We start from the raw sequence: 23,886 nt of genomic DNA, 5'->3' as shown, positions 1-23,886 counted from the left end.
CGGCGATGGACCCCGCCCGGCGGGCTCGGCGGTGTCAGCCGGTGCGTGCGCGCAGTCCGCATGCCCCTGCTGTGGTCCAGGCCGGTTCCCTGTTGCGGGCCGGGCCGTCGTGGCAGCGCATGGCCGGATCCGCCCGGGCAGTGCGCCAGAACCCGGCCCACCTCGGTCGGCGCGGGCACTTCACCTTGTCCCCCGCCCGGAAGAAGTCAAGTTGCGGGGCCGGCTCATCATGTCGGCCCCGCAGCCTTTTCACCCAGCTTTGACGCCGGTGGCTATCCGCCAAATCTGCACGAGGAAGTATTGATCATTGCTGTATCAACCAACCCAAGGGGATCCGGGACGCTGTCGTCGAGTGGATCGGCTTCGAGGCGCGCACCATGGAAGGGCGCGAGCACGACATGGGGTGACCTGGGCAGGAGCCGCCGGTGGCACGTGGACGGTTGCGGATCTACCTCGGGGCCGCCCCCGGGGTCGGGAAGACGTATGCCATGCTCGCCGAGGGGCAGCGGCTGCGTTCACGGGGCGCGGACGTGGTCGTCGGCTTCGTCGAGCCGCACGGGCGTCGGCCGATCGTGGCCATGGCCGACGGTCTGGAGATGTTGGCCCGCCGCACGCTGAGCCACCGCGGTGCGCTCTTCACCGAGATGGATCTCGACGCGGTGCTGGCCCGCCGTCCTCAGGTCGCGCTGGTCGACGAGCTGGCTCACTCCAACGTTCCGGGGGCTCGAAACGCCAAGCGATGGCAGGACGTGGAGGAGCTCCTGGACGTCGGCATCGATGTAGTCACCACGCTCAACGTCCAGCACCTGGAATCCCTCAACGACGTGGTACGGCAGATCACGGGGGTCACACAGCGGGAGACCCTGCCCGACGAGGTCGCCCGCCGGGCCGACCAGATCGAACTGGTCGACCTGCCACCGGAGGTGCTCCGCCGCCGCATGGTCCATGGCGACATCTATCCACCGGACCGCATCGAGTCCGCCCTCACTCACTACTTCCGGGTCGGTAACCTCACCGCCCTGCGCGAGATCGCCCTGCTGTGGCTCGCCGACCGGGTGGAGGAGGGGTTGCAGCGATACCGCGCGGAACACGGCATTGTCGCTCCCTGGGAGACCCGGGAGCGCATCCTGGTGTCCCTGAGCGGCGGGCCGGAGGGCGAGACCCTCATCCGCCGTGCCGCGCGGATCAGCGCTCGTACCCCCGGAACCGAGTTGATGGCCCTCCACGTGGTCCCGGAGGACGGGCTCGCCGGTGCCGACCCGGCGGTGCTGGACGCCCAGCGCACCCTTCTGGAATCGCTCGGCGGCAGCTACCACCAGACCACCGGCGAGGACGTTGTCGACGCCCTGCTCCAGTTCGCCGAGGCGGAGAACGTCACCCAGATCGTGCTGGGCGCGAGCCGGCACGGCCGTCTCGCCTCCCTCCTGAGAGCAGGTGTGGGAGAGCGGGCCATCAAGGGGTCCGGCCCCATTGACGTGCACATCGTCACCCATGAGGAGGCAGCAGGGTCGGCCGTGCTGAGGCTTCCGCATCCGAGCCGTGGCACGGGCCCAAGACGGTACTGGGCCGCGCTGGCCGGCGCCGTGATGCTGCTGCCCGTACTGACGCTCCTGCTGACCGCGCTCCGCGGCCACCTCAGCCTCCCCAGCGACCTGGTGATCTATCTGCTCGCCGTCGTCGTGGTCGCCCTGGTCGGCGGGCTCTACCCCGCGCTGTTCGCCGCCGTTGCCGCAGCACTGCTTGCCAATTACTACTTCACCGCACCGGTGCACTCGCTGGCCATTGAAAACCCCGACGAGATCACCGCGCTCGTGGTCTTCATCGCCACGGCCGCTCTCGTCGGCACAGCAGCGGGAACGGCTGCGCAGCGTACGCACCAGGCCGTACGCGCGACATCGGAAGCGAGGGCGTTGAGCCGCCTGGCCGCCGCCATGATGCGTGGCCAGGATCTGACGGCACTGGTGGAGCAGATCCGGGAGAACTTCGGCCTCAGCGCGATCAGCCTGCTCGAAAGGGATCCGGAATCTTCCCTCGTGCCTCGCTGGTATGTGGTCGCCAGCGCCGGGGAGCGGCCGCCGGAAAAGCCCTACGAGGCGGATGTGGAAAGCCCCGTCGACGACAATCTCACGCTGGCTGCTCGTGGCTCAGGACTGAGCACGGAGGACCAACGCGTCCTCGCCGCATGCGCCGCCGAACTGGGGTTGGCCCATGCCCGAGGGCAGGCCGCCGGACATTCCGGCGGCACGGACACCTTCGCCGAAGCCGAACGCACACGGGCATCCCTGCTTCTCGCGGCAGGCCGTGATCTGCACGCTCCGCTGCACACGGCCGAAGCTGCGCTCGTGCGTTTGCGGCGCCGACGGGCCGACGAACCTGCCCCGGAGGAGGCGCAGTTGTTGGACGCTGCCCACGCGGCGGTGCACCGTGCGGCGCAGTTGGTCACCGATCTCGACGATGTGAGTCGTTTGCACGCCGGTGCACTCGATCTCTACCTCCGCCCGGTCGACCTCAACGAGGTGCTGGGCGCAGCCTTGGACGACCTCGGGCCAGGCGGCCACTCGATCGTTCTGCGCCTGCCGGAACAACTGCCCGACGTGATCGCCGACGCCGCCCTCCTCACCCGCGCCCTGACCGGCCTGGGGGCCGACGCATTGCGTCACAGCCCGTCGGACCGGCCGCCCGTCTTCACCGCCGAGGTCCAGGCCGGCCGCGTGAAGATCCGGGTGGAGGACGGCGTGCCCGTCCGGGGTCCGGAACTCAGCAGCTCGGCCTTCCGGGCTCCGGGTACCAGGGCCGACAGCCTGGCTCTGCGGCTGTCGCGCGACCTGGCCGAGGCCATGGACGGGACCCTGGAGACGACCCCTGAGGGCCCCGCCTTCTCGGTGATGCTCACTCTTCCGAGTTCCGCGCCCGGCGGGACTGCGACATCGGGCGGTGCCGAGTGAATCCCTGTAATCCACCGTCATCCCATCGGCGCACAGGGCGACAGGGCATTCCCGAAGTCAACTGATATAGCGTCAGAAATGCATCGATCTCGTATGCCGGATCAGCCCCATATTCCCGCCGGAGGGCTGAACAAGCCTTCCCCTGATGACTCTGCGGGGTGCCTCGCGCATGTCGGACGTCGCGTACATCGGCCTCACGGTATTGCTGTTCGTCCTCATCGGCCTGGCCGCCAAGGGGGTCGGACGCCTGTGAGCGTGGAAAACATCGTCGGCTTGATCATTGCCGTGTGCCTCGTGATCTACCTGGTCATCTGCCTGATCTTCCCCGAGAAGTTCTAGGAGAAAGTCCGGATGAACGACACTCTCGCGGGATGGCTCCAAGTACTCGCCCTGGTGGTCGCGCTAGGTCTCTCACATCGCCCGCTGGGCGGCTACATGGCCCGCGTCCTGACCACCGATCGCCATTGGCGGGCCGAACGCCTGATCTATCGGGCGGGCGGAGTGAACGGCGACGCCGACCAGAAGTGGTCGGTCTACCTGCGCAGCATCCTGGCCTTCTCCGCGGTGTCGGTACTGTTCCTGTACGCATTTCTGCGCCTGCAGAACCATCTCCTGCTGTCCCTGGAAATGAAGCCGGTCACCACGGACCAGTCGTTCAACACCGCGGTATCCTTCGTCACCAATACCAACTGGCAGTCGTATTCCGGCGAGTCGACCATGGGCCATCTGGTCCAGATGGCGGGTCTCGCGGTACAGAACTTCGTCTCCGCGGCCATGGGTATTGCCGTCGTGGCCGCGCTGATCCGTGGCTTCAGCAGGAAGAAGACCGATCGCGTCGGGAATTTCTGGGTGGACCTGACACGGATTGTGCTTCGCGTGCTGTTGCCCCTTGCGTTCGTCTTCGCGATCGTCCTGGTGGTCGCTGGTTCCGTTCAGAATTTCCATGGAATCCACGACATCACCACCATCGCAGGTGGGCACCAGGGCCTGACCGGGGGCCCGGTCGCCTCCCAGGAGTCCATCAAGGAACTGGGCACCAACGGCGGTGGTTTCTACAACGCGAATTCCGCACACCCCTTCGAGAACCCCAACGCGTTCACCAACCTGATCGAGATCTACCTTCTGCTGCTCATCGCGTTCTCGCTGCCGCGGACTTTCGGGAAGATGGTCGGCGACAACCGACAGGGCTACGCGATTGTTGCCGTGATGGCATTGATCTGGGGCGCATCGGTCGCCATCGTGACCGCCAACGAGCTGCACAGCGTCAGCAGCACGGCCGGTCACGCGGCCGGCGGAATGATGGAGGGCAAGGAGACGCGGTTCGGGATCTGGGCCTCGGCTCTGTTCGCCGTGTCCACCACCCTTACGTCGTGCGGAGCGGTCAACTCCTTCCATGACTCGTACACGCCGGGCGGCGGCGGAATGACGATTTTCAACATGATGCTGGGGGAGATCGCGCCCGGCGGCGTCGGCTCCGGGCTCTACGGGATCCTGATCCTGGCGATCGTCGCGGTCTTCGTCGCCGGACTGATGGTCGGTCGTACGCCCGAGTACCTGGGCAAGAAGCTCCGGGGCCGGGAGATGAAGTTCGCCTCGCTCTACATCCTGACCACGCCCGCACTCGCGCTGGTCGGCGCGGGGCTGGCGATGGCATTGCCGGGTGAAAGGGCCGCCATGCTCAATTCCGGACCGCACGGCTTCTCCGAGGTCCTGTACGCCTTCGCGTCGGCTGCGAACAACAACGGCTCGGCGTTCGCAGGGTTGAGCGTGAATACCGTCTGGTACAACACCACACTTGGTGTGGTCATGCTCGTCGGCCGGTTCCTGCCGATGGTGTTCGTCCTGGCGCTCGCCGGTTCGCTCGCCGGGCAGCAGCCCGTTCCGGTCACCGCGGGCACCCTGCCCACTCACCGGCCGCAGTTCGTCGGGCTGTTGACCGGAGTGATCCTCATCGTGGTCGGTCTGACGTACTTTCCCGCGCTCGCACTCGGCCCCCTTGCGGAGGGTCTGTACTGATGTCCACGACCACCACTCCCGCTCCCGCCCCGCGGCGCGCCGGTTCGCAGAACCGGGTCTCGGGCGGACTGCTCGATCCCAAGCAGCTTCTGGCGTCCTTCCCCGACGCCCTGCGCAAGCTGGATCCGCGCGCGATGGTCCACAACCCCGTCATGTTCGTGGTGGAGGTCGGGGCGGTGCTGACCACGCTGTCGGCCATCAGGGCGCCCAGTGTCTTCGCCTGGGTGATCACGGCTTGGCTCTGGCTGACGTCGGTGTTCGCCAACATTGCCGAAGCCGTGGCCGAGGGACGCGGCAAGGCCCAGGCGGAGACTCTGCGCCGCACCAAGACGACGACAATGGCCCGCCGTCTCAGCGGCTGGCGGCCCGGTGCGACCGATGCCGCAGAGCAGGAGGTTCCGGGCGTCGACCTCCGTCCGGGAGATCACGTCGTCGTCGAGGCCGGGCAGGCGATCCCCGGCGACGGCGATGTGGTCGAGGGCATCGCGAGCGTCGACGAATCGGCCATCACGGGCGAGTCGGCGCCGGTGATCCGCGAGTCGGGCGGCGACCGGTCGGCGGTCACCGGCGGCACCAAGGTGCTCTCGGACCGGATCGTCGTGAAAATCACCTCGAAGCCGGGGGAGACCTTTATCGACCGGATGATCGCCCTCGTGGAGGGAGCCGCGCGGCAGAAGACGCCGAACGAGATCGCGCTCAACATCCTGCTGGCATCCCTCACGATCGTGTTTCTGATCGCGGTGGCGACCCTGCAGCCCTTCGCCATCTTCGCGGGGGCCGAGCAGACCATCGTCATCCTCGTCGCCCTCGTGGTGGCCTTGATCCCTACGACGATCGGCGCGCTGCTGTCGGCGATCGGCATCGCGGGCATGGACCGGCTCGTGCAGCGCAACGTGCTGGCGATGTCCGGGCGCGCGGTGGAGGCCGCGGGCGACGTCAATACCCTCCTGCTCGACAAGACCGGCACCATCACCCTCGGCAACCGCCAAGCCGCCGAGTTCCTGCCGGCGGACGGGGTGAGTGTCGAGGAGCTCGCGGACGCCTCCCAGCTGTCGTCGATCGCCGACGAGACGCCCGAGGGTCGCTCGATCGTCGTCCTCGCCAAGCAGCAGTACGCGCTACGCGGACGCAGCGAAGGAGAACTGGCCCGGGCACGGTTCGTACCCTTCACCGCTCAGAGCCGGATGAGTGGTGTCGACCTCAACGATCCTCAGGCGAACCTGTCATTGCGCAAGGGAGCCGCGACGGCAGTGATGCGCTGGGTCCGTGACAACGGCGGCCACCCCACCGCAGAGGTCGGCGGCATCGTCGACGGGATCTCCGCGAGCGGCGGAACCCCGCTGGTCGTCGGCGAGGTGATCCGGCACGGCGACGCGCCCGGCGCCCGCGTCCTCGGAGTCATCCACCTCAAGGACGTCGTCAAGGAAGGCATGCGTGAACGCTTCGATGAACTGCGCCGCATGGGCATCAAAACCGTCATGATCACCGGCGACAACCCGCTGACCGCGCGCGCCATCGCCCAGGAGGCAGGGGTGGACGACTACCTCGCCGAGGCCACCCCCGAGGACAAGATGGCCCTGATCCGGCGCGAACAAGAGGGCGGCAAGCTGGTCGCGATGACGGGCGACGGTACGAACGACGCCCCGGCGCTGGCCCAGGCGGATGTCGGCGTCGCGATGAACACCGGTACCTCGGCCGCAAAGGAGGCCGGGAACATGGTGGACCTGGACTCCAATCCGACCAAGCTGATCTAGATCGTCGAGATCGGCAAGCAGCTGCTGATGACCCGCGGCGCGCTGACGACCTTCTCGATCGCCAACGACGTGGCGAAGTACTTCGCGATCATCCCGGCGATGTTCGCCATGGTCTACCCGGGCCTGGACAAGCTCAACATCATGCGCCTGCACAGCCCTACCTCGGCCATCGCCTCCGCGATCGTCTTCAACGCGCTGATCATCATCGCGCTGATCCCGCTCGCGCTGCGCGGCGTGCGGTACCGGCCGTCCTCCGCAGCGAAACTGCTCAGCCGCAACATCTGGATGTACGGGCTCGGCGGTCTGGTACTGCCCTTCGTGGGCATCAAGCTGCTCGACCTCGTCATCCAGTTCATCCCCGGTCTGCGCTGACAGACGGCCCGACGGAAGAAGAAGGCGATCCAACGGTGCGAACCGACCTTCCCCCCGTACTTCAGCACCATCTGGCTGCCTTGCGGATGCTGCTGGCGTTCACCGTGATCACTGGCATCGCCTACCCGCTGCTCGTCACCGGCATCGCCCAGGCCGGCCTCTCCCACCAGGCAAACGGCTCCCTGCTGACGACGAACGGCACGCCGGTGGCCTCCAGCCTGATCGGCCAGAACTTCGCCCTGCCGAAGAAGAATCCCAACGACGCCCAGGAGCAGCTGCGCCCCGACCCCAAGTGGTTCCAGCCTCGTCCGTCCGCCGGCGGTTACGACCCCATGAACTCCGGCGCCTCCAACCTCGGCCCGAACAACACCGACCTGATCAAGGCCGTCAGGGACCGCCGGGCCGCGGTCGCCACCTTCGACGGGGTCGCTCCCGGGTCCGTCCCCGCGGACGCCGTCACCGCCAGCGGCTCCGGGCTCGACCCGGAGATCTCCCCGGCGTACGCCTACGAACAGGTCGACCGCGTCGCGAAGGCCCGCGACCTCGCCCCCGTCGAGGTCAAGACGCTGGTCGCCCATCACGTCCAGGGACGTGTTCTCGGATTTCTGGGTCAGAAACGCGTCAATGTCGTCGAACTCAACCACGATCTGGCCAGGCTGAGTTGACCAGAATGTGGGATGCCGATGCGAGGGCGGCCAAGGCGAGGACATACACCGACGCGGAGGTGTGACGTGGACGTGGGGCCGTGGTCGTGCTTGCGGGGATCGCCGCGTTCGGCGGCGTGATCGCCGCTTTCGCGGGGGCCCATGGCTTGCGCCAGGCACGGCGAGTGAGCGAGACAGGCGTGCGTGTCCAGGCGCTGGTGAAGCAACGCCCGGGATCGACGCACACCGGCAGGTGTCCGGATTCGAGCCGACCCCTTCCTGGTGCACGCGATCGGCTCGGCGAGCGCGTCCTGGCGCTGGGTGTCGCCTTCATCGGCCGCGATGGCCCCGACTCCGGGCGGGAGTCGAGGCCATCACTCACACGAGTCCCGCCGCGGGCGCCGGAACGATTGCACGTGAAACCATTGCCACGCCTACCGTTCGGCAGGTCATGCCTCTCGATCCTTGTGAATCCTCAAGGCTTTCCGAGTTCCAGCTGATCAGCTCTCCTCTCCCTGGTCCTGCTCGGCTCCTTCGACCTCGAAGGTGAGAGGGCTGTCCTGCAGCTTTTCCTTGATCAACGTGTTGATGTCACCAGTGTTGACGCTCTTGTCGTTCGTGGACTGGTAGACGTGGTGGGCATCCTTCACCTGGCTGACAACGGCGTCACCCGGGCCGCTCTCATCGACGATGATGATGTCCGACGCCATCGCCGAGGGCGCTGCGACAGCGCTCATGCCGGCTACCAGGCCGATCACGGCCGCTGCGCAGGAGAAACTCTTCTTCATATTTCGTCTCCCTTGTGTTGAGCGAGGCTTACTGCGGGTACCGGTGTTGATGTACCCCCGCCCGGGTGGTGGTGATCCAGTTCTCGGACTCGTTCACCCCTCCAGCCGTGCTCTCATGTCGGCTCGCAAGGCGTGAGCAGGTCGATAGCGGCATGCGCCACGGCTTCGGCGACGGCTGTTGCCGGCGTTGAGGAAGTCGGTCCAGGGGGTCGGTCACTCAAACGTCCAGCACAACTCGTTCTCGTGACGCGTGGACAGGTACGGGGAGTACACCGACCCGCGCGATCTGCGTCACGCCCGTGGCGTGGTGATCGGCGACGGCAATGTCCAGCACAACACCTACCTCCTGCCATCACACCAGGTGGAGTGGCCGCACCAAGTCGGGGCGGTGTCACCGCCGGCAGACTGCTTCCACGACCGGCGGGTCACAACCGGGCTGCCCAACACCCTCGCCGCCGGACAGGTATCGGTGACGACGCATGTCCTGACCGGACTCGGCGGGGTGGGCAAGACGCAATTGGCCGCGCACCTGGCCCGGCAGGCGCAAGCCTGTGGTGACCCTGCTTGTGTGGGTACCGGCGATCACTCGCCAGGCCATTGTGGCCGTCTACGCGGAAGCGGCCGCGGACGTCTGTCCCGGGAAGGTGGCCGATGCCGACCAGGCGGCCGCCCGGTTCGTAGCTTGGCTGGGGCGCACCGAGCGACGGTGGTTAGTGGTCCTGGACGACGTGACCGCGCCGGGAGACCTGCGAGATGTATGGCCTCCATCGCGGGCCGGGGGCACGGTCTTGGTGACCACCCGCCGCAGAGGCCGCCGTGGACGGCAGCACGCGCCCTGTAACCAGGGCCGTCGAGGCGGCAGTCGAGGCGGCAGCTCAAATAGGCGCTGTGTCCGGGAACGACGAGTTATGCAGATCGCTGCCCATGGCGTGGTTGCTGGCCGAGGACCCGGGGTGCCGGACCTTCAAGGCGGCGACTCGCCCCATGCCTGTGGGCCGCCGCCCCGCCATTCGATCAGCTGCGGATCGTCGACTGCGGTATCGGCTTCCGGCAGATTCGCGCGGCGCAGGAATTCCAGCACGTCGAACAGGTCGTACGCAGTGCCGACCTGCTCGCCACGGATCGTCACCCGCCTGCCGCCTGTCGGCGCCAACGGATGAACGATCACGGGCGGGTTTTTCTCCACCATTCCAGCCTCCCTCCGGACCACTCCGGATGCATCCGGACGGGCGCGGCCGGAAGCAGCGTGGGGTATAAACCCGCGCCACGTTTCCCGTGGTGGAACTGCGGGCTCGGGGAGCACCCTTCGGCTCGTTCGCCGGGTCCCGAATCGACACGCACTGCGCAATGTGCACTGCGAGGTCAAGGCCCGGCCCGCGAAAGCGGAGCGCCGCGCCGGTACCACGCCAGCAGCGACGACGGCTCGGCTGGCTCGCCGACCCGAATGGCATCAACGCATGTCCGACCCCAGCGAGCGCAGCCTGGATGCCATCTCGGCTGTACTTGCTGAGGGCGTACCCCCACTGGCCGGAGAGATTCCCTTCATGCCGGATCCTCGTGTGTCTTGCTCCGCCCGTCAGGTTCTCGCGCGGTGGTCGGTAGCGCGGTGAGAGAGGATGGAAGGCGGACAAGAGGCCCGGTGAGAGGGCGACGGAGAGTCGAGCTCGGCCGAACATTTTGGGGAAGAGGTGCCTCGTGGGTGCCACCGAAGCGTTCCCGGAAGGCCCTGGCTCTGTGGAGGCTGGCCCGTCCGAGCCCAGTGGGCTGCTGGACGTGCTGGGTGTGGCGGCAGTGGTGCTGGACGGCGCGGGACGGATCGTGTTGTGGAGTCCGCAGGCCGAGGAGCTGTTCGGCTGGACCGCGGACCAAGCGCTGGGCCAGTTCGCGGCCCAGCTGCTGGTGGCCCCGGAGCACTTCGATCTCGTCCTGCACCTGTTCGCGCAGGTGATGAGCAGTGGCGAGAGCTGGGCCGGGGTGCTTCCCGTGCGGCACAAGGACGGCAGTCCGCGGCTGGTGGAATTCCGCAACACGCGGCTGATGGACGAGCACGGACAGTCATACGCCCTGGGTATCGCCACCGATCAGGCCACTTTGCGGGACGTGGAACGGGATCTGGCGCTGTCGCTGCGGCTGGTGGCCCAGTCCCCCATCGGCCTCGCGGTCTTGGGCACCGATCTGCGATACGTGATGGTCAACCCGGCACTGGAGCGTCTCAACGGCCTGTCGGCCGCCCAGCACATCGGCCGTGACGTCCGCGAGGTCCTGCAGTTTCTGGACGATCCCGGGGCTGCCGCGTCGACGATGCGGCAGGTTCTGGACACCGGTAGACCGCTGGTCAACCAGTTCGTCGTGGGCCGTTCACCAACCGTTCCCGGCGCTGACATTGCCCGGTCGGTGTCGTACTACCGGCTCGAGGATCCGGCCGGGCGGGTCCTGGGTGTGGCGGCGTCGGTGGTGGATGTGACCGAGCAGCACCGCGCCGGCTTGGAGGCGGCCGATGCCCGTAAGCGGCTGGCGACCATTGCCCAGGCCTCGGTGATGGTGGGCACCACCTTGGATGTGGAACAAACCGCCCGGGAGCTGGCCGACGTCCTGGTGCCCGAGCTGGCCGACCTGGCCGCCGTCGACATCCTCGACGCGGTCCTCGACGAACGGCAGTCAGGCCCTGTGTCCCCTGGGGCGCCGACCCTGTTCCGGGCGCTGGCAGTCACCGCTGCCTATCCCACCGATGCCGTCTACGCGGCCGACCCGCCCGGGCATCTCGCCGCCTACGATGCCGACCGTCTCATCACCCAGTGTGTGACCACCGGCCGCCCCGTCCTGGTGAATCGGGTGACCAGTGAGGACCTGCGGCACATCGCCGCCAAGCCGCAGGGAGTCGCCCTCCTGGCCCAGGCAGGCCTGCACGCCTACCTGGCCGTGCCGCTGATCGCCCGCGGGGAAGTCCTGGGCGCCATGGACCTGTGCCGCACCCGCAATCCGCTGCCGTTCGACCCCGACGATGTCGTTCTGGCCGGTGAGCTGGCTGCCCGCGCTGCGGTGTGCATCGACAACGCCCGCTCGTACCAGAACCAGCGCCGCACCGCCCTGACCCTGCAACGCCATCTCATGACCCGTCGACTGCCTCAGCCGATCGGCCTGGACATCGCCTACCGCTACCAGCCCGCCCACGCCTCCGCGGAGGTCGGCGGTGACTGGTTCGACGCCATCCCCGTGGCGGGCGACAAGACCGCCCTGGTCATCGGCGACGTGATGGGCAGCGGCATCAACGCTGCCGCGACCATGGGACAGCTCCGTACTGCCGTCCGCACCCTGGCCGACCTCGACCTCGACCCCGCGCAGGTCCTCCTGCACCTCGACCACATCGCCGGTGGCCTCGACCCCGGCTTCGCCACCTGCATCTACGCCGTCTACGATCCGCGATGCATGCAATGTCTCATTGCCCTCGCCGGCCACCTACCGCCTGTCCTGACCCGATCCGGCCGGCCGTCCGAACTTGTTGACCTGCCCACCGGCATTCCGCTGGGCATCGGCGCCGCCGCGTTCGAACAGACCACGCTGCAGCTCGACACCGGCGATCAGCTGCTGCTCTACACCGACGGCCTCGTCGAAACCCGCGATCAATCCATCGACACCCGCCTGAACACCCTCCTCGACCTCCTCGCCGGGCCGCAACGGACACTCGAAGCCACCTGCGACCACCTCCTGGGTGCGCTACGTCATCAGGACAACCACGACGACGTCTCCCTTCTCATCTCCCGCACACACGCCCACCGACCGTGATCACTGGCGCATCCCGCCCGCGCCCTGGCGCAGGGCGGTTCGAACCAGCTGACCGCCAAGGCGACACACCGCCAACTGCCTCATGCTGCTCGTCGATGCATCCGGGGCTGTCGGGTCTGCTGGACCGGTAACCGGAGTGCAGCTTGCTTCTCCGCTGCCCTCCGGGCAGCGTCGGCCACCTTGCGCGCTATCGCAGCCACCTGCGGGGGAGATGTCCCACCAGTGAGTCGACCTGGTGGCCGGACGGTGTGGAGCGCCGGGTGCTTCTGGTTCGCTGGTGTCCGAGGGCGGCGAGCGTGGCGCGCTGCTCCGGCAGGCCCCCGGCCTCGGCCTCGCGGTTCACCCGGGCCACGAAGGCCCCGATCCGCTGCGGCCGACCCACCGCCGAGCCGATGGATCACCGCGAGGTGACGGGTCAGCAGCGTGACGCGCCGCGCCTCTGCCGTCAGCACGCGCCCGGGGCGACGGGGCCGGGCGCGCGAGGGGAACGGCGTTGTCGTAGCCGTGCTGTAGAACGCTGCCTGACAGACACCAGTGCTGGCCCCGGTGGCGCAATCGCCGGGGCGTGGCACGCCGTGGCGGCGTTCGTACCGAAGGAGATCGTGGTGGTGGAGTCGTACGACGCACCGGCCGGGCGCACGGAGAGGGTGCCGTTCATCAGCAGGTCCGCCGAGCTCGCCCTAATCGACACGGCCCTGATGCGCATGGGAGCCGGCGGCCCGGCGGTCGTCGACATCACAGGTGAGGCGGGCATCGGCAAGAGCCGGCTGCTGGCGGAGTTCAGTGCGCTCGCCCGCCGCCGGGGGGTCACCGTGCTGCGCGGCCGGGCCACCGAGTGCGAGCGGCACAGCCCATTCCAGCCGTTCGCCGACGCCTTCGCCGATCTCGACGACCGAGCACTCAGGGCGTTCCCGTCGCTGAGGGAACGCCCCCCGGTACTGCGGGGCGGGACCGAGCCGACGGCCGAGCCGTGGGGCGGGGACCGCTTCGGCCTCCACCGCACCATCACGGACGTACTGCGCCGTTTCCGAGGGGCACCGCTCCTCGTCGTGCTTGACGACCTGCATTGGGCGGACCCCGCCTCCCTGGAACTCGTCGACCACCTCGTACGGCACCCCATGACGTCCCCTTTCCTGCTTGTCGTCTCACGCCGCGACCGCCAGGCCCCGACCGCGCTCACCACGGCACTGGCCCAGGGGACCGACACCGGCGCGGTGCTGCGGATCGCCCTCGGCCCGCTCGGCGAGCGCGAGTGCGTCGAAGGGCTGGCCCACGACCTGCCGGGGCACCGGGCGGCCGAGATGTACGCGGCGAGCGAGGGCAACCCTCTGTATTTCCTGGCGCTCCTCCAGACCCATCGTGCCGCCCGGATGTCCGGCGCGACGCTCCCCGTTCCGGCCAGCGCACCGCCGACGGGCCTGGAGGCGCTGCTGCTCGACGAACTCGCGCCGCTGGACCCGCTGGAGCGCGGTACCGTCGAGGCCGCCGCCGTCCTCGGCGACCACGCCACGGCCGACCTCATCAGCACCCTCACCGGCTCGCCCGTCTCCGACGTGGTCGATGCCCTGCGCCACTTGATGCGCCGCGATCTGATCCGTACGGAACGGGGCAAATGCCGTGTGGCGCTGCGCCACCCCCTGATTCGGACGCTGGTCCACGAGAACACCGCCGCCGAGGAGGCGGAGTGGTGGAAGGCACGAGTGAGAGCGGGTGGTCGACGCTGTCGCGGTCCCTGCTCGCCCTCGCCGCGATGGGCGCCGGTGACCCGCACCGCGCATGGGAGGTGCTGCTGGAGGCGGGCGGCGGCAGTGACCTGCCCCGGCTGCAGCCCTCGCTGCTCCCGGAGTTCCTGGAGCTGTTCGTCGCGGCGGCTTTGGCCGTCGGGGAGACGGCGGAGGCCGAGCGCGGGGCCGAGCGCGCCCTCAAGGAGGCCGAACGGCTCGACCTGCCGACCCGGCGTGCGGCGGCGCTGCGTGCCCTCGGCCGGGTCGAGGCCCACCGCGGGGACCCGGCCGCGGCGGCACGGGCGTTCGCCGAAGCCGCCCGAGAGAGCGCACGGTCCGGCGCGACTCTCCGGGAGGCGCAGAGCCTGCTGCTGGGAGCCCCCTTCGCCAAGGCGGCGGGCGACGGCGCCCGCACCTCCTCCATGTGGTGTTCTACGTTATGGGGAAGTCGACGCCCGGTCGGCCGGGGCCCATGTGTCAGAGGGCCGCCGTACAGTCCTCACCGTGAGTGAAGTCGTGAGCGAATCAATTTTTGCTGCTGTCACCCCTGTTGGTGACGGCGACGCCTCCGAGCGGGCCGCACTGGTCCGTTCGCTGATCGCCGACGGGACGGACGTCTCGGCACGCGACGAGCGGGGCGCCACCCTGCTGCACCGGGCGGTGCAGGCCCCGCGCAGCGCCGACGACCCGCTGCCGTCCCTGGAGGTCGTACGGGCGCTGCTGGAGTGCGGCGCCGATGTGCACGCCGTCGACGCCATGGGAGTCACACCCGCCGTGTGGGCCGTGGCGTCCAACGACTCCGATCCGGCGGCGTGGGCGGAACGCTCCGTGGAGGTACTGGCACTGCTGGTCGAACACGGCGCCAGGCTGGACGGCGAGAGCCTGTTCACCACTGGTGGTTCCCTGGCCCACCACAGTTGCGCGGCCACGCCGCTCTACACCTTCCTGCTCGACCACGGCGCGCCGATCGCCGCGGTCGACAACCGGGGTGACACTCCGCTGCACGCGACCGTCAACTCCATGCGGCCCGGGCTGGTGAAGCTGCTCGTGGAGCGGGGCGCCGACACCGCCGCCGTCAACAACCTCGGCCGGACACCTCTCGGGAGTGCGCTGCGGCTGCCGCAGCACAACGAGAACCAGCGTCGGGCGCGCGCGGGGATCGTGGCGCTGCTCCAGGCGGCGGACGCCCCAGCGCATGTGCGGTACCCCGTCGTGGAAGGTGGGCCGCTGCCCATCGACATGGCCACCGTCCGGCAGGCCGCCGCGGCGCTGCGTGTCGAGCGGGCCGAGGTGTGCCAGGCTGCCGGGATCCCCGACGACAGCGGCCGGCTCACTGAGCTCGTGGAGCCGGACTTCGACAGTTACCAGGACCTGATCTCCGCACTGCGCCACCACTGTCACCCTGACCTGCTGCCCGCGGTGCCCCGACTGTGCATCAGGGTGCTCGGCGAGTCAGGTACGACGCGAACGCTGATGGGTGATCAGCGGCTGGACACGCCGTTCTTCCACCACGGCGATCTGGTGGTGGAGGGCGACTTGGACGTTGTGGCCCCTTTCGTGGTCACCGGCTCGCTGACAATCCAAGGCGTGCTGGCCGACTGCGGCCCCGATTCGGTGGTGGCAATCGGCGGCGGTGTGACGGCCCGAGGGGTGTTCACCGACGGCGAGATGTACATCCGCGGCGACATCGAGGCCGAGGCCGTCCATGGAAGCTACAACGACCACACGCTCCAGGCGGGCACGATCCGCGCTCGCCTGGTTATCGAGGACGACCACTACACGATCGCGACCGTGGATGCGGATCTCCACTTCGACCTGGACGACTACCAGCAAGGGTACGGCGGCGGCGTACAGGAGCAGTTGCGTGAACTCCTGGTGGACGAGGTTTTCGCCGCCGACGAGGACGAGGACGAGGAGATGCTCGACCATCGCCTGCTCTCCGTCCGGCTGAGCGAGGGCCTGCCCGTCTTCCGCACGGAACCGCAAGCCGAGCCCTACTGAGACCGAGTGGACGCCCCCGCTGACCCGACGGCCCGCCCCAGCCGGGCCGCGGCAGCACACCGTGGCACGCGCTTGCCCACCCCAAGCCCGCCTCACCGGAGCCGCCGAGCCCAGGGAGCCGCCGAGCAGGACCAAACCGTTGCCTCGGCCGCCCGGGACCATACACAGTCTCACCGAACCGGCCCGCGGGGCTACTTGAGCAGCAGCAAAGGAGCAACCACGGATGACCGACCAGGAATCCGCGAGCGCGGTTGCTTCATCACGCCACGACCTCACAACGGTGCACTCACCGTTCCTAGCCAGTGTGCATGAGTGGGTCTTGGACCCACTGGTGCGTTCTGGGCGCATCCCGAACGGTTTTGGATGCGCTGGGTTGCCGCTTTCTCGTCCCGTTCGGCGGCACGTCTCCGGGGGCGTGGTCCGTTGCGGGTGGGCGGGTTCCCTCACGCCCCCGGTCACCTGGTCCGGCCTGGGCGGTCCGATGCCCCGCACGATCGCTCCGGTCGTGTGGGGGCGGTGCCGTCCGACGCCGGATCGGGTGTCCGAGGGCGCGTCGTCCGATCGCGATGCCGGCGGCATCGTGACGGGACATCTCTCGCTTGGGGGTGGCCAGTGGTTTCTGCCAGTGCTGGGCGCCCCACAGGGAGGTGTAGGCGGGGTCGACCGCGACCATGCTCAGGCCGTGTTCGGCGGCCATGGAGACCAGCCGGGCCTTGAGCTTCCCGGTCGGGATGCCGGAGATCAGCTGCCTGAACCGTTTCTTGCGGCCGTGCTTCTCGCGGGTCTTCTCGGTGGTGAAGTCGAGGTCTTCGATGGCGATCGCGGCGACATCGGCCTGCTTGGCCCAGTTGATCAGGCGGGTCAGGGCGTGGCGGATCTGGGCGTCGCGGCCGGAGTACGACTTCGTCCGCGACACCCAGATCCGCAGCCTGCTCGCCCTCGGCCGCACCGACGACGCCTACCGGGTGGCCGACCAGGTCCTCACCCGCGACCCCTCGTTCGGCGGCTTCACCGACCTCGACGGTTCCCGTCCGGACTGCTGGCGCTACTGTCGAGGTCGACGATGCCGGCACGTCGGCGGATGCGACGGGGTATCGGTGACGGCCACGGTTCACGGGCCGCTCCGCTTTGCGGCGGCCCTGCGCCCGTTGATGGGACGGCGCATTGGCCTGCTGTTCCGTCGCGAGAAGGGCGCGGCCGGAGTGCTTGCGCGAGGGCCTGCCCAGGCGGTGAGCCGGGCCGCGAGCGACGCGAGGACGGCGTCGCCGGCCGCATGGCCCATCGAGTCGTTCACGGTCTTGAAGTGGTCGGCGTCGACCATCACCGCGGCCGTGTCGTCGCCTTGGCGGCGCAGGATCTGCCGGGCGTGGAGCCGGCAGCGCGGCCGCCGCCCTCGCCGTGGTCTTCAAGCTGATCGAGTCCGCCCAGGCCAGCTGGCGAGCGGTCAACGGTGCCCACCTCGTTCAACGACGCCGACGCTCCCGGTGGGGGTGAGTCCGGCAGTGACGGTGTCGAGGTCGCTACGGAGGAAGCCAGCGAACCGCTCATGGGCTGAGGTGCGTCCAGTGTGGCTTGGCGGATTTAATCGTGCAGGAGGCGTCCACGCTGATTGTGGGTTCGACGTCGTGAATTCGTTTTCATGAATGTCAACCATTCTAAGGATTAGTCAGCCGGATGAGTGCGGTAGTTCGTAACCTCGACGGCATGATCTTCGCCTCTCCTGAGCCCCATCGCACCGTGATCGCCGCTGTCGTCCAGGCGGCCGCTCCTCTGTTCGACACGTCGGCGGCGCTGGCCCGCGCCGAAGAACTCATCCGCGAGGCTGCCGTCCGCCATGGCGCCCAGGTCGTCGTGCTTCCCGAGGCGTTCCTTGGTGGTTATCCCAAGGGACTGGACTTCGGCATCTCGGTCGGCAGCCGCACCCCGGCCGGCCGCGACCTTTTCCGCCGCTACCATGCCGCCGCCATCGAGGCCCCCGGCCCGGAGGTCGAGGCCCTGGCCGACGTCACCAGGGAGGTGGGATGCCACGCCGTGGTCGGCGCGGTCGAACGGCAGGGCGGCACGCTGTACTGCGTCGCGCTCTTCTTCGGCCCGGATGGCTACCTGGGCCTGCACCGCAAGCTGATGCCCACTGCCGCCGAGCGCTACCTGTGGGGCCAGGGTGATGGCTCCACCCTCCCCGTCATCGACACCGGCACCGCCCGCATCGGCGCCGGCATCTGCTGGGAGAACTACATGCCGCTCTTCCGCACGGCGATGTACGCCAAAGGCGTCGACCTGTGGTGCGCACCAACAGTGGACGACCGCGACGCCTGGCAGGCCACCATGCGGCACATCGCCCTGGAGGGCCGCTGCTTCGTCCTCGGCGCCAGCCAGTACCTGCGCCGCGACGCCCTGCCAGCCGACCTCCACCCCGTCCAGGGCGACGAGGCCGACACTGTCCTCATCGGCGGCGGCTCCGTCATCGTCTCCCCGCTCGGCGAGGTTCTGGCGGGCCCGCTGCGCGACGGCGAGGGCATCCTGACCGCCGAACTCGACCTCGACGACCTCGCTCGCGCCCGCTTCGATTTCGACCCCACCGGCCACTACGCCCGCCCCGATGTCTTTACCCTCCACGTCGACGAGTCCCCCCACACCTCCGTCACCAGCAGCTGACCGCCAGCGGCAGAGCCCCGAAGGGATTGCTTGGCGGATATGGGCCCCAGTTGAGGGTCCGGGCCGCTGCTCCCCTTCAAGGGCACCTTCGGCGGCGCTGGGCGTTGGGTTTCGCGTCCACCCTGGATTCGCGTCCCACTGCGGGTCAGCCCGCTGCGGTTGCGGCCAGGGGAGCCGACCGGAAGGAGGCGCTCGGACGGATGCCCGGACACCGCAGAGCCTCGTGCCCGATACGGATCAATCCGCACGAGGCGATCTACGGGCCCTCTACGTCCAGGGCCGCGGCGCGCTCAACTTCAGGGGGGTGTAGGTATTCCGGTTGGTGCTTGCGCACGCAACCCCGGCCCGATTCCGGCGGGCCGGGGTTGCGTATCAATCGGTGATTCGGTCAGTGGCCCTTGTCGCCGTCGTAGTCGTCGTAGTGGTGCTCGATCACGCGGAAGCTGCCCACGACTCCGTCGCGGACGAACACGCCGCCCTTGACATGGCCGGGATGTACGCCGTCGCTGGAGCTGTGGGGTCCGACGGTGGCGATGGGGGCGCCGTTGTCACACGTGGCCCCACGGAAGACCTCGATGGTCCTGCGGCTGTCGTTGCGGATGTTGAGGCTCTTGGAGCCGAGGCCGCTGACGACGGTGATGCAGCCGCCGGGGTCGTCGGTGTACGTGCGCTCGTTGATGTGGATTCGGCCCTCGTAGTGGTCCCGGTCCCCGTAGCCCTTGTCGTAGCCCTTGCCCTCGTCATCCTTGCCATTGCCGCCCCTGCTCTCGTCACCCTTGCCAGCGTCGCCGCCGTCGAGGGCCGAGACGGGAGCGGTGGCCTGCTGGACGACAGGGGCTGCCTGGGCCGGCTCCGTGGTGGCGGCCGAGGCGTAGGTGATGCCGGTGGCGGCCAGAGCCGCAGCGGCCGCGATGGCGGCGGTAACGACGTTGGATCGGGTAACCATGTCACTTCTCCTGTCTCAGAGAGAGGCCGGCTGAACAACTGGCCCGTGATTGAACGTACTGACGGTCCCCATACCTGTCATATCGGACACGTTGGAGAGTGCGCGCTGGGGCGCCGATCGGGGGACACGAAGCACCAATATGCTATTTACGGATAATCTGATGAGAGTCCAACTAGCTTTAAATCTATGGAAATTGATGTTGCATTAGCCTTTCCAGGGGACTTTCTGATGCTCGCTCACTCTGGCAACGGCGTGTCTTCTATTGACACGTCCCGGACAGGGCGTCGCACGCTACCGTCCTGAGCGTCTGTTATCCCTACCATGGCCTGCCCTGGCCTGCGGTGACGGGCCGTATGGTCATTGCCGGGCCTCGGTGCATAGCTGGTGGGTGTCGCGGATGACCGTAACGGGCAGGGTATTGGGGCTTGGTCAAGTTACTGCGATGCTGCCCCCTCTTCGGCCGGTGGCGGCCGCGCTCTGGTGGGCCCCGAGTGTTGATCGCGCTCTGGCGAGTTGCACGCCGGCGAATGCGGGCACGGCGACGGCGGGGGCGAGCGGAGCCCAATCGCGCCCGGCGCCCGGTTCCCGCGCGGCAGAGGAGACGGACGCCAGTGGCTGGACGAGGCTTTGCAGACCATCGAGGCGGCCGTCCCGCACCAGGGTGGCAAACACCACTGTGCGGCCGTCATCGCCTCCCGGTCACCTCCTCTCCGTACCCGAAGAAGTACGACCAGACATCCGCCTCACTCCGAGGCCATGTCTCCGGCCCTGTGAGCAGTGCGTGACGCGTCCGTGCGTCCGTGATCGGCGTTGTCAGTGGTCGCAAGTATGTTCAGTCGTGTCCCGTCGTTGTGGCGGAGAAGTCCCCTTGGTGCATAGGAGATGGCGCGTTGTCAGATTGGGAGAGGTCGAGCACGGCACGGGTGATAGCACCCGCACGGCCGCGTAAGCTCGCCAAGGTCCCGTTCGTCGAGCTGGCCGACGGACGCTTGCAGGGTGTGGTGTCCAGCGGCTCGGACATTGGGCGGGTCTATGTCTCGTCAATCGCGGCCGGCACCTACGCGTTCGCTTGCAGCACCAACAACAACCGGCCCTGCGGGGGCGCGCGGGGCTCGTTCTGCAATCACATCCGCGCCCTGATCAACGAGGCGGTGCTGCAGTATGGCGCCGAGCGCGTTGCCCGCTACCTGAGGGTCGAAACGGTGGACGGGGAGCCGAGCGCGCAGACCATCGCTGCCGACATGAGCAACACATGTCCACCGCTGGGGGACACCAAGGCTGCCGCGCCCGTCTTCAGCCGGTTCCTGCGCCACCTGGCCTACCTGGAATTCGCCCCGACCACCGCACCGTTGCCGGAGATGCAGTGGTTTCCGCCGACCCGGGCGGTGGCGTGATGCGCGCCGACCTGTTGGCCGAACCCATCGCGGGGCTCGACGAAGCCCTGGCGGCCGTCGATGCCTTTGACCGGGCTCTCGTCGTCGGCCTGCTCCGCCCCCAGCCCGCCCAAGCCGTCGGCCTGACGGAGCTCGCTCACGCCGTCGTGGGGACGCCGCTGGCTGCCAGGGTTGCCGAGGCGGCCGAAAAGACGGCGGCCGGGGCCGCGAGCGAGGACCACTTCGTCGCCCTCGCCGCCGCCCGCACCGCACTTCTGGGCTCCGTCCATGACGCCCTGGTGAGCCGACTGGATGAGGCGACCGGCCGCACCCGTAGCCGGGAGACACCCCCGGCGGCTGTCGAGAGGCAGGCGTCGAACCTACTCGCCGCCGCCCGCTCCTGGCTTGCCGATCTGGCGCGCGCCGGCTGGCAGGGCATCGACCACGACATGGTCTCCGGATCGGCACAGGTCGTCTCCGGGATGCTCCCGGACCCGGCCCTGCGCCGCCTGGCGACACTCCTCGACGGCTTCGCCGCCGAACTCGCCGCATCCTGCCCCGGCGCGGCCCTGGAAAGGATCCCGGCACGCCGCTGGGCCGACCTCTGGTCGCGTGCGGTGCTTCTGACGCTGCCCGGCGCCGCCGACGCGCCGGCGACCGGTCTCGCCACCGGCCGCTTGCTGCCTCTCGGTGTCGACCTGCAGGAACACGCGACCGCCGCACAGGCCCAGGTCCACGCTGTGTTCGAGCCCGCCGACGGCTTTGCGCCCCGTCTGGTGCGCGCCAGTGTTTCGGTACCGAAACCGGACACCGTCGTCGGAGCCGGTGTCTGGCAGTTGCTCCGCCCCCACATGTCGCTCCTGGCAGCCGTCAGCGAAGGCCGCTCGATGGACCTCACCGACATGCCGGTCACCGCCGAGGGCGACCTGGTCTGGAGCGACGATCACGCACGCCCGAGCGAGCCCGCCGACGCATTCGCCACGGCACGTGTCGCCCTGCCCACTGCGACCGACGCGGCGACCGCACCGCTGGACCGGCACCCGGCGCGCATTGCCCTACCCGTGTTCCTGGAGGGCTACGCCGCTCAGAAGGACGACGGCGCACTGACGTTCACCTTCGCCGGACACCCGCTCGCTGTCGACACCGACCGCATTCCGACCGCCGGACCGCTCACCCCGGAGGCCGTCGCGGCGTCCGGCGCGTGCATCGGGCTTCTCCGCTGGGACGCCGGGACGTATCGCGTCCAGCCTCTGGCCGTCGAGACGACCGTACGGAAGAAGGCTGTCGCGATCCCCGCCGGGGGATGGGCAGGGGGCACGACCGACAAGGCCGGCGTCAAGGCCGAGAAGGCCGCCATCGACGCCGTGGCCGTGCTGCGCGAGCGCGCGGGGAGGCTGCTGCGGAAATGAAGGAGCATACGACCGGGCGATCTGCTGGAATCGGGCAATCGGCCGAGTACGCAAACCCACAGAACCCTGACGGGGACCCCCACGGCAACCGCCGTCAGGTCCTTTACTGGCGACTCCTCGCCCGCCTCTTCGACCATGAGGAGCAGGCCACACTGGAATCGGCGAGCCTCGCCGTCGTCGAGGACATCGGTCTGCCGTCCGCGCTACTGGACCCGCAGTCCTCTGTCGACTCGATCGTGCAGCGCCACCCGGAGCTGGCCGCCGAGTTCGACGGTCTGATGGCGCCCGAGCCCGACGACGACGGTGCAAGCGAACGGGCCGCCGAAGTACGGCGCGCGGCGCTGGTGTCGAAGGTGCTGCTCAACGTCTTCGCCTCCGGCTCCGGCACGGTCACCGCCGGGCAACTGGCGCGCTGGCAGTCCGACGCGGGCTGGCTGGAGCGCGCGCTCGGCTGCAAGCCCGGCGAGCTGCGGGGCGGCCGCGCAGGCGGAGGTGCAGGGGGAGGAGCCGCAGGACCGGGCGTCAGCCCGACCGGCACCGGCGGTCGCCGCACGACGCCCGATCTCAGCCGGCTCATTCCGGCGATCGGTCCGGAACTCGCCGCCATCGAGGCCGACCTCGTCAAGCGGATGCATTTGCGTGAGGTTCTGGCCGACCCCAAGCTCGCCGCGCAGCTGACCCCGAGTATGTCGCTGATCGAGCAACTGTTGCGGGACAAGAACAACCTCTCGGGCGTGGCCCTGGCCAACGCCAAGGCCCTGATCCGCCGTTTCGTCGACGAGGTCGCCGAAGTGCTGCGCACCCAGGTGGAGAAGGCCACGGTAGGCGCCCTGGACCGCTCCGTCCCGCCCAAGCGGGTGTTCCGCAACCTCGACCTCGACCGCACGATCTGGAAGAACCTCACCAACTGGAGCCCGGAGGAGGAGCGGCTGTACGTCGACCGCCTCTACTACCGGCACACCGCCCGCAAGACGACGCCCCAGCGGCTGATCGTCGTCGTGGACCAGTCGGGCTCGATGGTCGACTCGATGGTGAACTGCACCATCCTGGCGTCGATCTTCGCCGGGCTGCCCAAGGTGGACGTCCACCTGATCGCGTACGACACGCAGGCGCTCGATCTCACGCCGTGGGTGCACGACCCCTTCGAGACCCTGCTGCGCACCAACCTCGGGGGCGGCACGGACGGCACTGTCGCCATGGCACTGGCCCAGCCGAAGATAGCCGAGCCCCGCAACACCGTCGTGGTGTGGATCTCCGACTTCTATGAATGGCGTACCGAGCAGCTGTTCGAGAGCATGGCCGCCATTCACCGCTCGGGAGCCAAATTCATCCCGGTCGGCTCGGTGACCAGCTCCGGCCGCGGCAGTGTCAATCCGTGGTTCCGGGAGCGCTTCAAGGACCTCGGTACGCCGGTCCTCTCCGGCCACATCCGCAAGCTCGTCCACGAACTCAAGACATTTCTCGCTTAGAAAGGCC

General features: G+C 68.7%; 18 protein-coding genes and 2 pseudogenes. 13 read left to right on the top strand and 7 right to left on the bottom strand.

Annotated features, from left to right (window positions below; all coding sequences use genetic code 11):
* Positions 1-425 precede the first annotated feature (425 nt).
* The 5 genes and pseudogenes from ACZ3IC_RS26495 to kdpC all read left to right on the top strand — a co-directional run bounded on the left by ACZ3IC_RS26495 (position 426) and on the right by kdpC (position 7,752).
* Positions 426-2,945 (top strand): sensor histidine kinase, encoded by a 2,520-nt coding sequence (locus ACZ3IC_RS26495; RefSeq protein ID WP_467419934.1) that lies wholly within the window; start codon positions 426-428, stop codon positions 2,943-2,945.
* Positions 2,946-3,194: 249 nt separating this feature from the next.
* On the top strand, positions 3,195-3,284 hold the full coding sequence (gene kdpF / locus ACZ3IC_RS26490) for a K(+)-transporting ATPase subunit F (RefSeq protein WP_467419933.1): 90 nt from the start codon (positions 3,195-3,197) through the stop codon (positions 3,282-3,284).
* 12 nt (positions 3,285-3,296) lie between these two features.
* Positions 3,297-4,961 carry a potassium-transporting ATPase subunit KdpA gene (gene kdpA / locus ACZ3IC_RS26485; protein ID WP_467419930.1) on the top strand — a complete coding sequence of 555 codons (1,665 nt, stop codon included), beginning with the start codon at positions 3,297-3,299 and terminating at the stop codon, positions 4,959-4,961.
* Positions 4,961-7,087 (top strand): annotated as a pseudogene (kdpB, locus tag ACZ3IC_RS26480) (potassium-transporting ATPase subunit KdpB). The gene kdpA and the pseudogene kdpB overlap by 1 nt, the downstream one beginning before the upstream one ends.
* A 35-nt stretch (positions 7,088-7,122) precedes the next feature.
* Positions 7,123-7,752, top strand: a complete 630-nt coding sequence (gene kdpC, locus ACZ3IC_RS26475) for a potassium-transporting ATPase subunit KdpC (RefSeq protein WP_467419928.1) — start codon at positions 7,123-7,125, stop codon at positions 7,750-7,752.
* Between the two features lie 479 nt (positions 7,753-8,231).
* Here kdpC and ACZ3IC_RS26470 read toward each other — a convergent pair whose 3' ends face one another.
* A complete protein-coding gene (locus tag ACZ3IC_RS26470) occupies positions 8,232-8,519 on the bottom strand; it encodes a hypothetical protein (protein WP_467419925.1) in 288 nt (95 codons plus the stop codon).
* A 964-nt stretch (positions 8,520-9,483) separates the two neighbouring features.
* A complete protein-coding gene (locus ACZ3IC_RS26465; protein ID WP_467420045.1) occupies positions 9,484-9,705 on the bottom strand; it encodes a hypothetical protein in 222 nt (73 codons plus the stop codon).
* 509 nt (positions 9,706-10,214) lie between these two features.
* Between ACZ3IC_RS26465 and ACZ3IC_RS26460 the strand changes: the two genes are divergently transcribed.
* On the top strand, positions 10,215-12,302 hold the full coding sequence (locus ACZ3IC_RS26460) for a SpoIIE family protein phosphatase (RefSeq protein WP_467419923.1): 2,088 nt from the start codon (positions 10,215-10,217) through the stop codon (positions 12,300-12,302).
* Between the two features lie 187 nt (positions 12,303-12,489).
* Here the strand turns inward: ACZ3IC_RS26460 and ACZ3IC_RS26455 are convergent, their stop codons facing one another.
* Positions 12,490-12,684 (bottom strand): hypothetical protein, encoded by a 195-nt coding sequence (locus ACZ3IC_RS26455; RefSeq protein WP_467419921.1) that lies wholly within the window; start codon positions 12,682-12,684, stop codon positions 12,490-12,492.
* A 10-nt stretch (positions 12,685-12,694) separates the two neighbouring features.
* On the opposite strand from ACZ3IC_RS26455, the pseudogene ACZ3IC_RS26450 reads away from it, so the two are divergent.
* Positions 12,695-13,384, top strand: a pseudogene (locus tag ACZ3IC_RS26450) (ATP-binding protein); the annotation flags it as partial.
* A 63-nt stretch (positions 13,385-13,447) separates the two neighbouring features.
* Here ACZ3IC_RS26450 and ACZ3IC_RS26445 read toward each other — a convergent pair.
* On the bottom strand, positions 13,448-13,960 hold the full coding sequence (locus ACZ3IC_RS26445; protein ID WP_467420057.1) for a hypothetical protein: 513 nt from the start codon (positions 13,958-13,960) through the stop codon (positions 13,448-13,450).
* 29 nt (positions 13,961-13,989) lie between these two features.
* On the opposite strand from ACZ3IC_RS26445, the gene ACZ3IC_RS26440 reads away from it, so the two are divergent.
* Both ACZ3IC_RS26440 and ACZ3IC_RS26435 read left to right on the top strand, forming a co-directional pair.
* Complete coding sequence (locus ACZ3IC_RS26440; RefSeq protein ID WP_467420056.1) at positions 13,990-14,538, top strand: hypothetical protein; 549 nt, start codon at positions 13,990-13,992, stop codon at positions 14,536-14,538.
* Positions 14,531-16,027, top strand: coding sequence for an ankyrin repeat domain-containing protein (locus tag ACZ3IC_RS26435; RefSeq protein WP_467420043.1), 1,497 nt, complete (start codon positions 14,531-14,533; stop codon positions 16,025-16,027). Before ACZ3IC_RS26440 ends, ACZ3IC_RS26435 begins: the two co-directional genes overlap by 8 nt.
* A gap of 295 nt (positions 16,028-16,322) precedes the next feature.
* On the opposite strand, the gene ACZ3IC_RS26430 is transcribed toward ACZ3IC_RS26435, so the two are convergent.
* The gene (locus ACZ3IC_RS26430; RefSeq protein ID WP_467419919.1) at positions 16,323-16,976 is read right to left on the bottom strand and encodes an IS200/IS605 family accessory protein TnpB-related protein; all 654 of its coding nucleotides are present in this window, start codon (positions 16,974-16,976) and stop codon (positions 16,323-16,325) included.
* Positions 16,977-17,138: 162 nt separating this feature from the next.
* Positions 17,139-17,381 carry a diguanylate cyclase gene (locus tag ACZ3IC_RS26425; protein WP_467420042.1) on the bottom strand — a complete coding sequence of 81 codons (243 nt, stop codon included), beginning with the start codon at positions 17,379-17,381 and terminating at the stop codon, positions 17,139-17,141.
* A gap of 320 nt (positions 17,382-17,701) precedes the next feature.
* On the opposite strand from ACZ3IC_RS26425, the gene ACZ3IC_RS26420 reads away from it, so the two are divergent.
* Positions 17,702-18,682 (top strand): nitrilase-related carbon-nitrogen hydrolase, encoded by a 981-nt coding sequence (locus ACZ3IC_RS26420; protein ID WP_467419917.1) that lies wholly within the window; start codon positions 17,702-17,704, stop codon positions 18,680-18,682.
* Between the two features lie 388 nt (positions 18,683-19,070).
* Here the strand turns inward: ACZ3IC_RS26420 and ACZ3IC_RS26415 are convergent, their stop codons facing one another.
* A complete protein-coding gene (locus tag ACZ3IC_RS26415; RefSeq protein WP_467419916.1) occupies positions 19,071-19,628 on the bottom strand; it encodes a hypothetical protein in 558 nt (185 codons plus the stop codon).
* An 890-nt stretch (positions 19,629-20,518) separates the two neighbouring features.
* Here ACZ3IC_RS26415 and ACZ3IC_RS26410 point away from each other — a divergent pair.
* Genes ACZ3IC_RS26410 through ACZ3IC_RS26400 form a run of 3 tightly spaced genes read left to right on the top strand, consistent with a single transcriptional unit; the run spans position 20,519 to position 23,879 of the window.
* Complete coding sequence (locus tag ACZ3IC_RS26410) at positions 20,519-21,022, top strand: hypothetical protein (protein ID WP_467419914.1); 504 nt, start codon at positions 20,519-20,521, stop codon at positions 21,020-21,022.
* A complete protein-coding gene (locus ACZ3IC_RS26405; protein ID WP_467420041.1) occupies positions 21,022-22,410 on the top strand; it encodes a hypothetical protein in 1,389 nt (462 codons plus the stop codon). Before ACZ3IC_RS26410 ends, ACZ3IC_RS26405 begins: the two co-directional genes overlap by 1 nt.
* Positions 22,407-23,879 carry a vWA domain-containing protein gene (locus tag ACZ3IC_RS26400; RefSeq protein WP_467419911.1) on the top strand — a complete coding sequence of 491 codons (1,473 nt, stop codon included), beginning with the start codon at positions 22,407-22,409 and terminating at the stop codon, positions 23,877-23,879. Before ACZ3IC_RS26405 ends, ACZ3IC_RS26400 begins: the two co-directional genes overlap by 4 nt.
* Positions 23,880-23,886: the final 7 nt, after the last annotated feature.

This window comes from Streptomyces sp. NPDC002958, from assembly GCF_055563255.1.
Note: the sequence above shows the minus strand (reverse complement) of the source record. Positions and strands in the feature narration are given on the sequence as shown.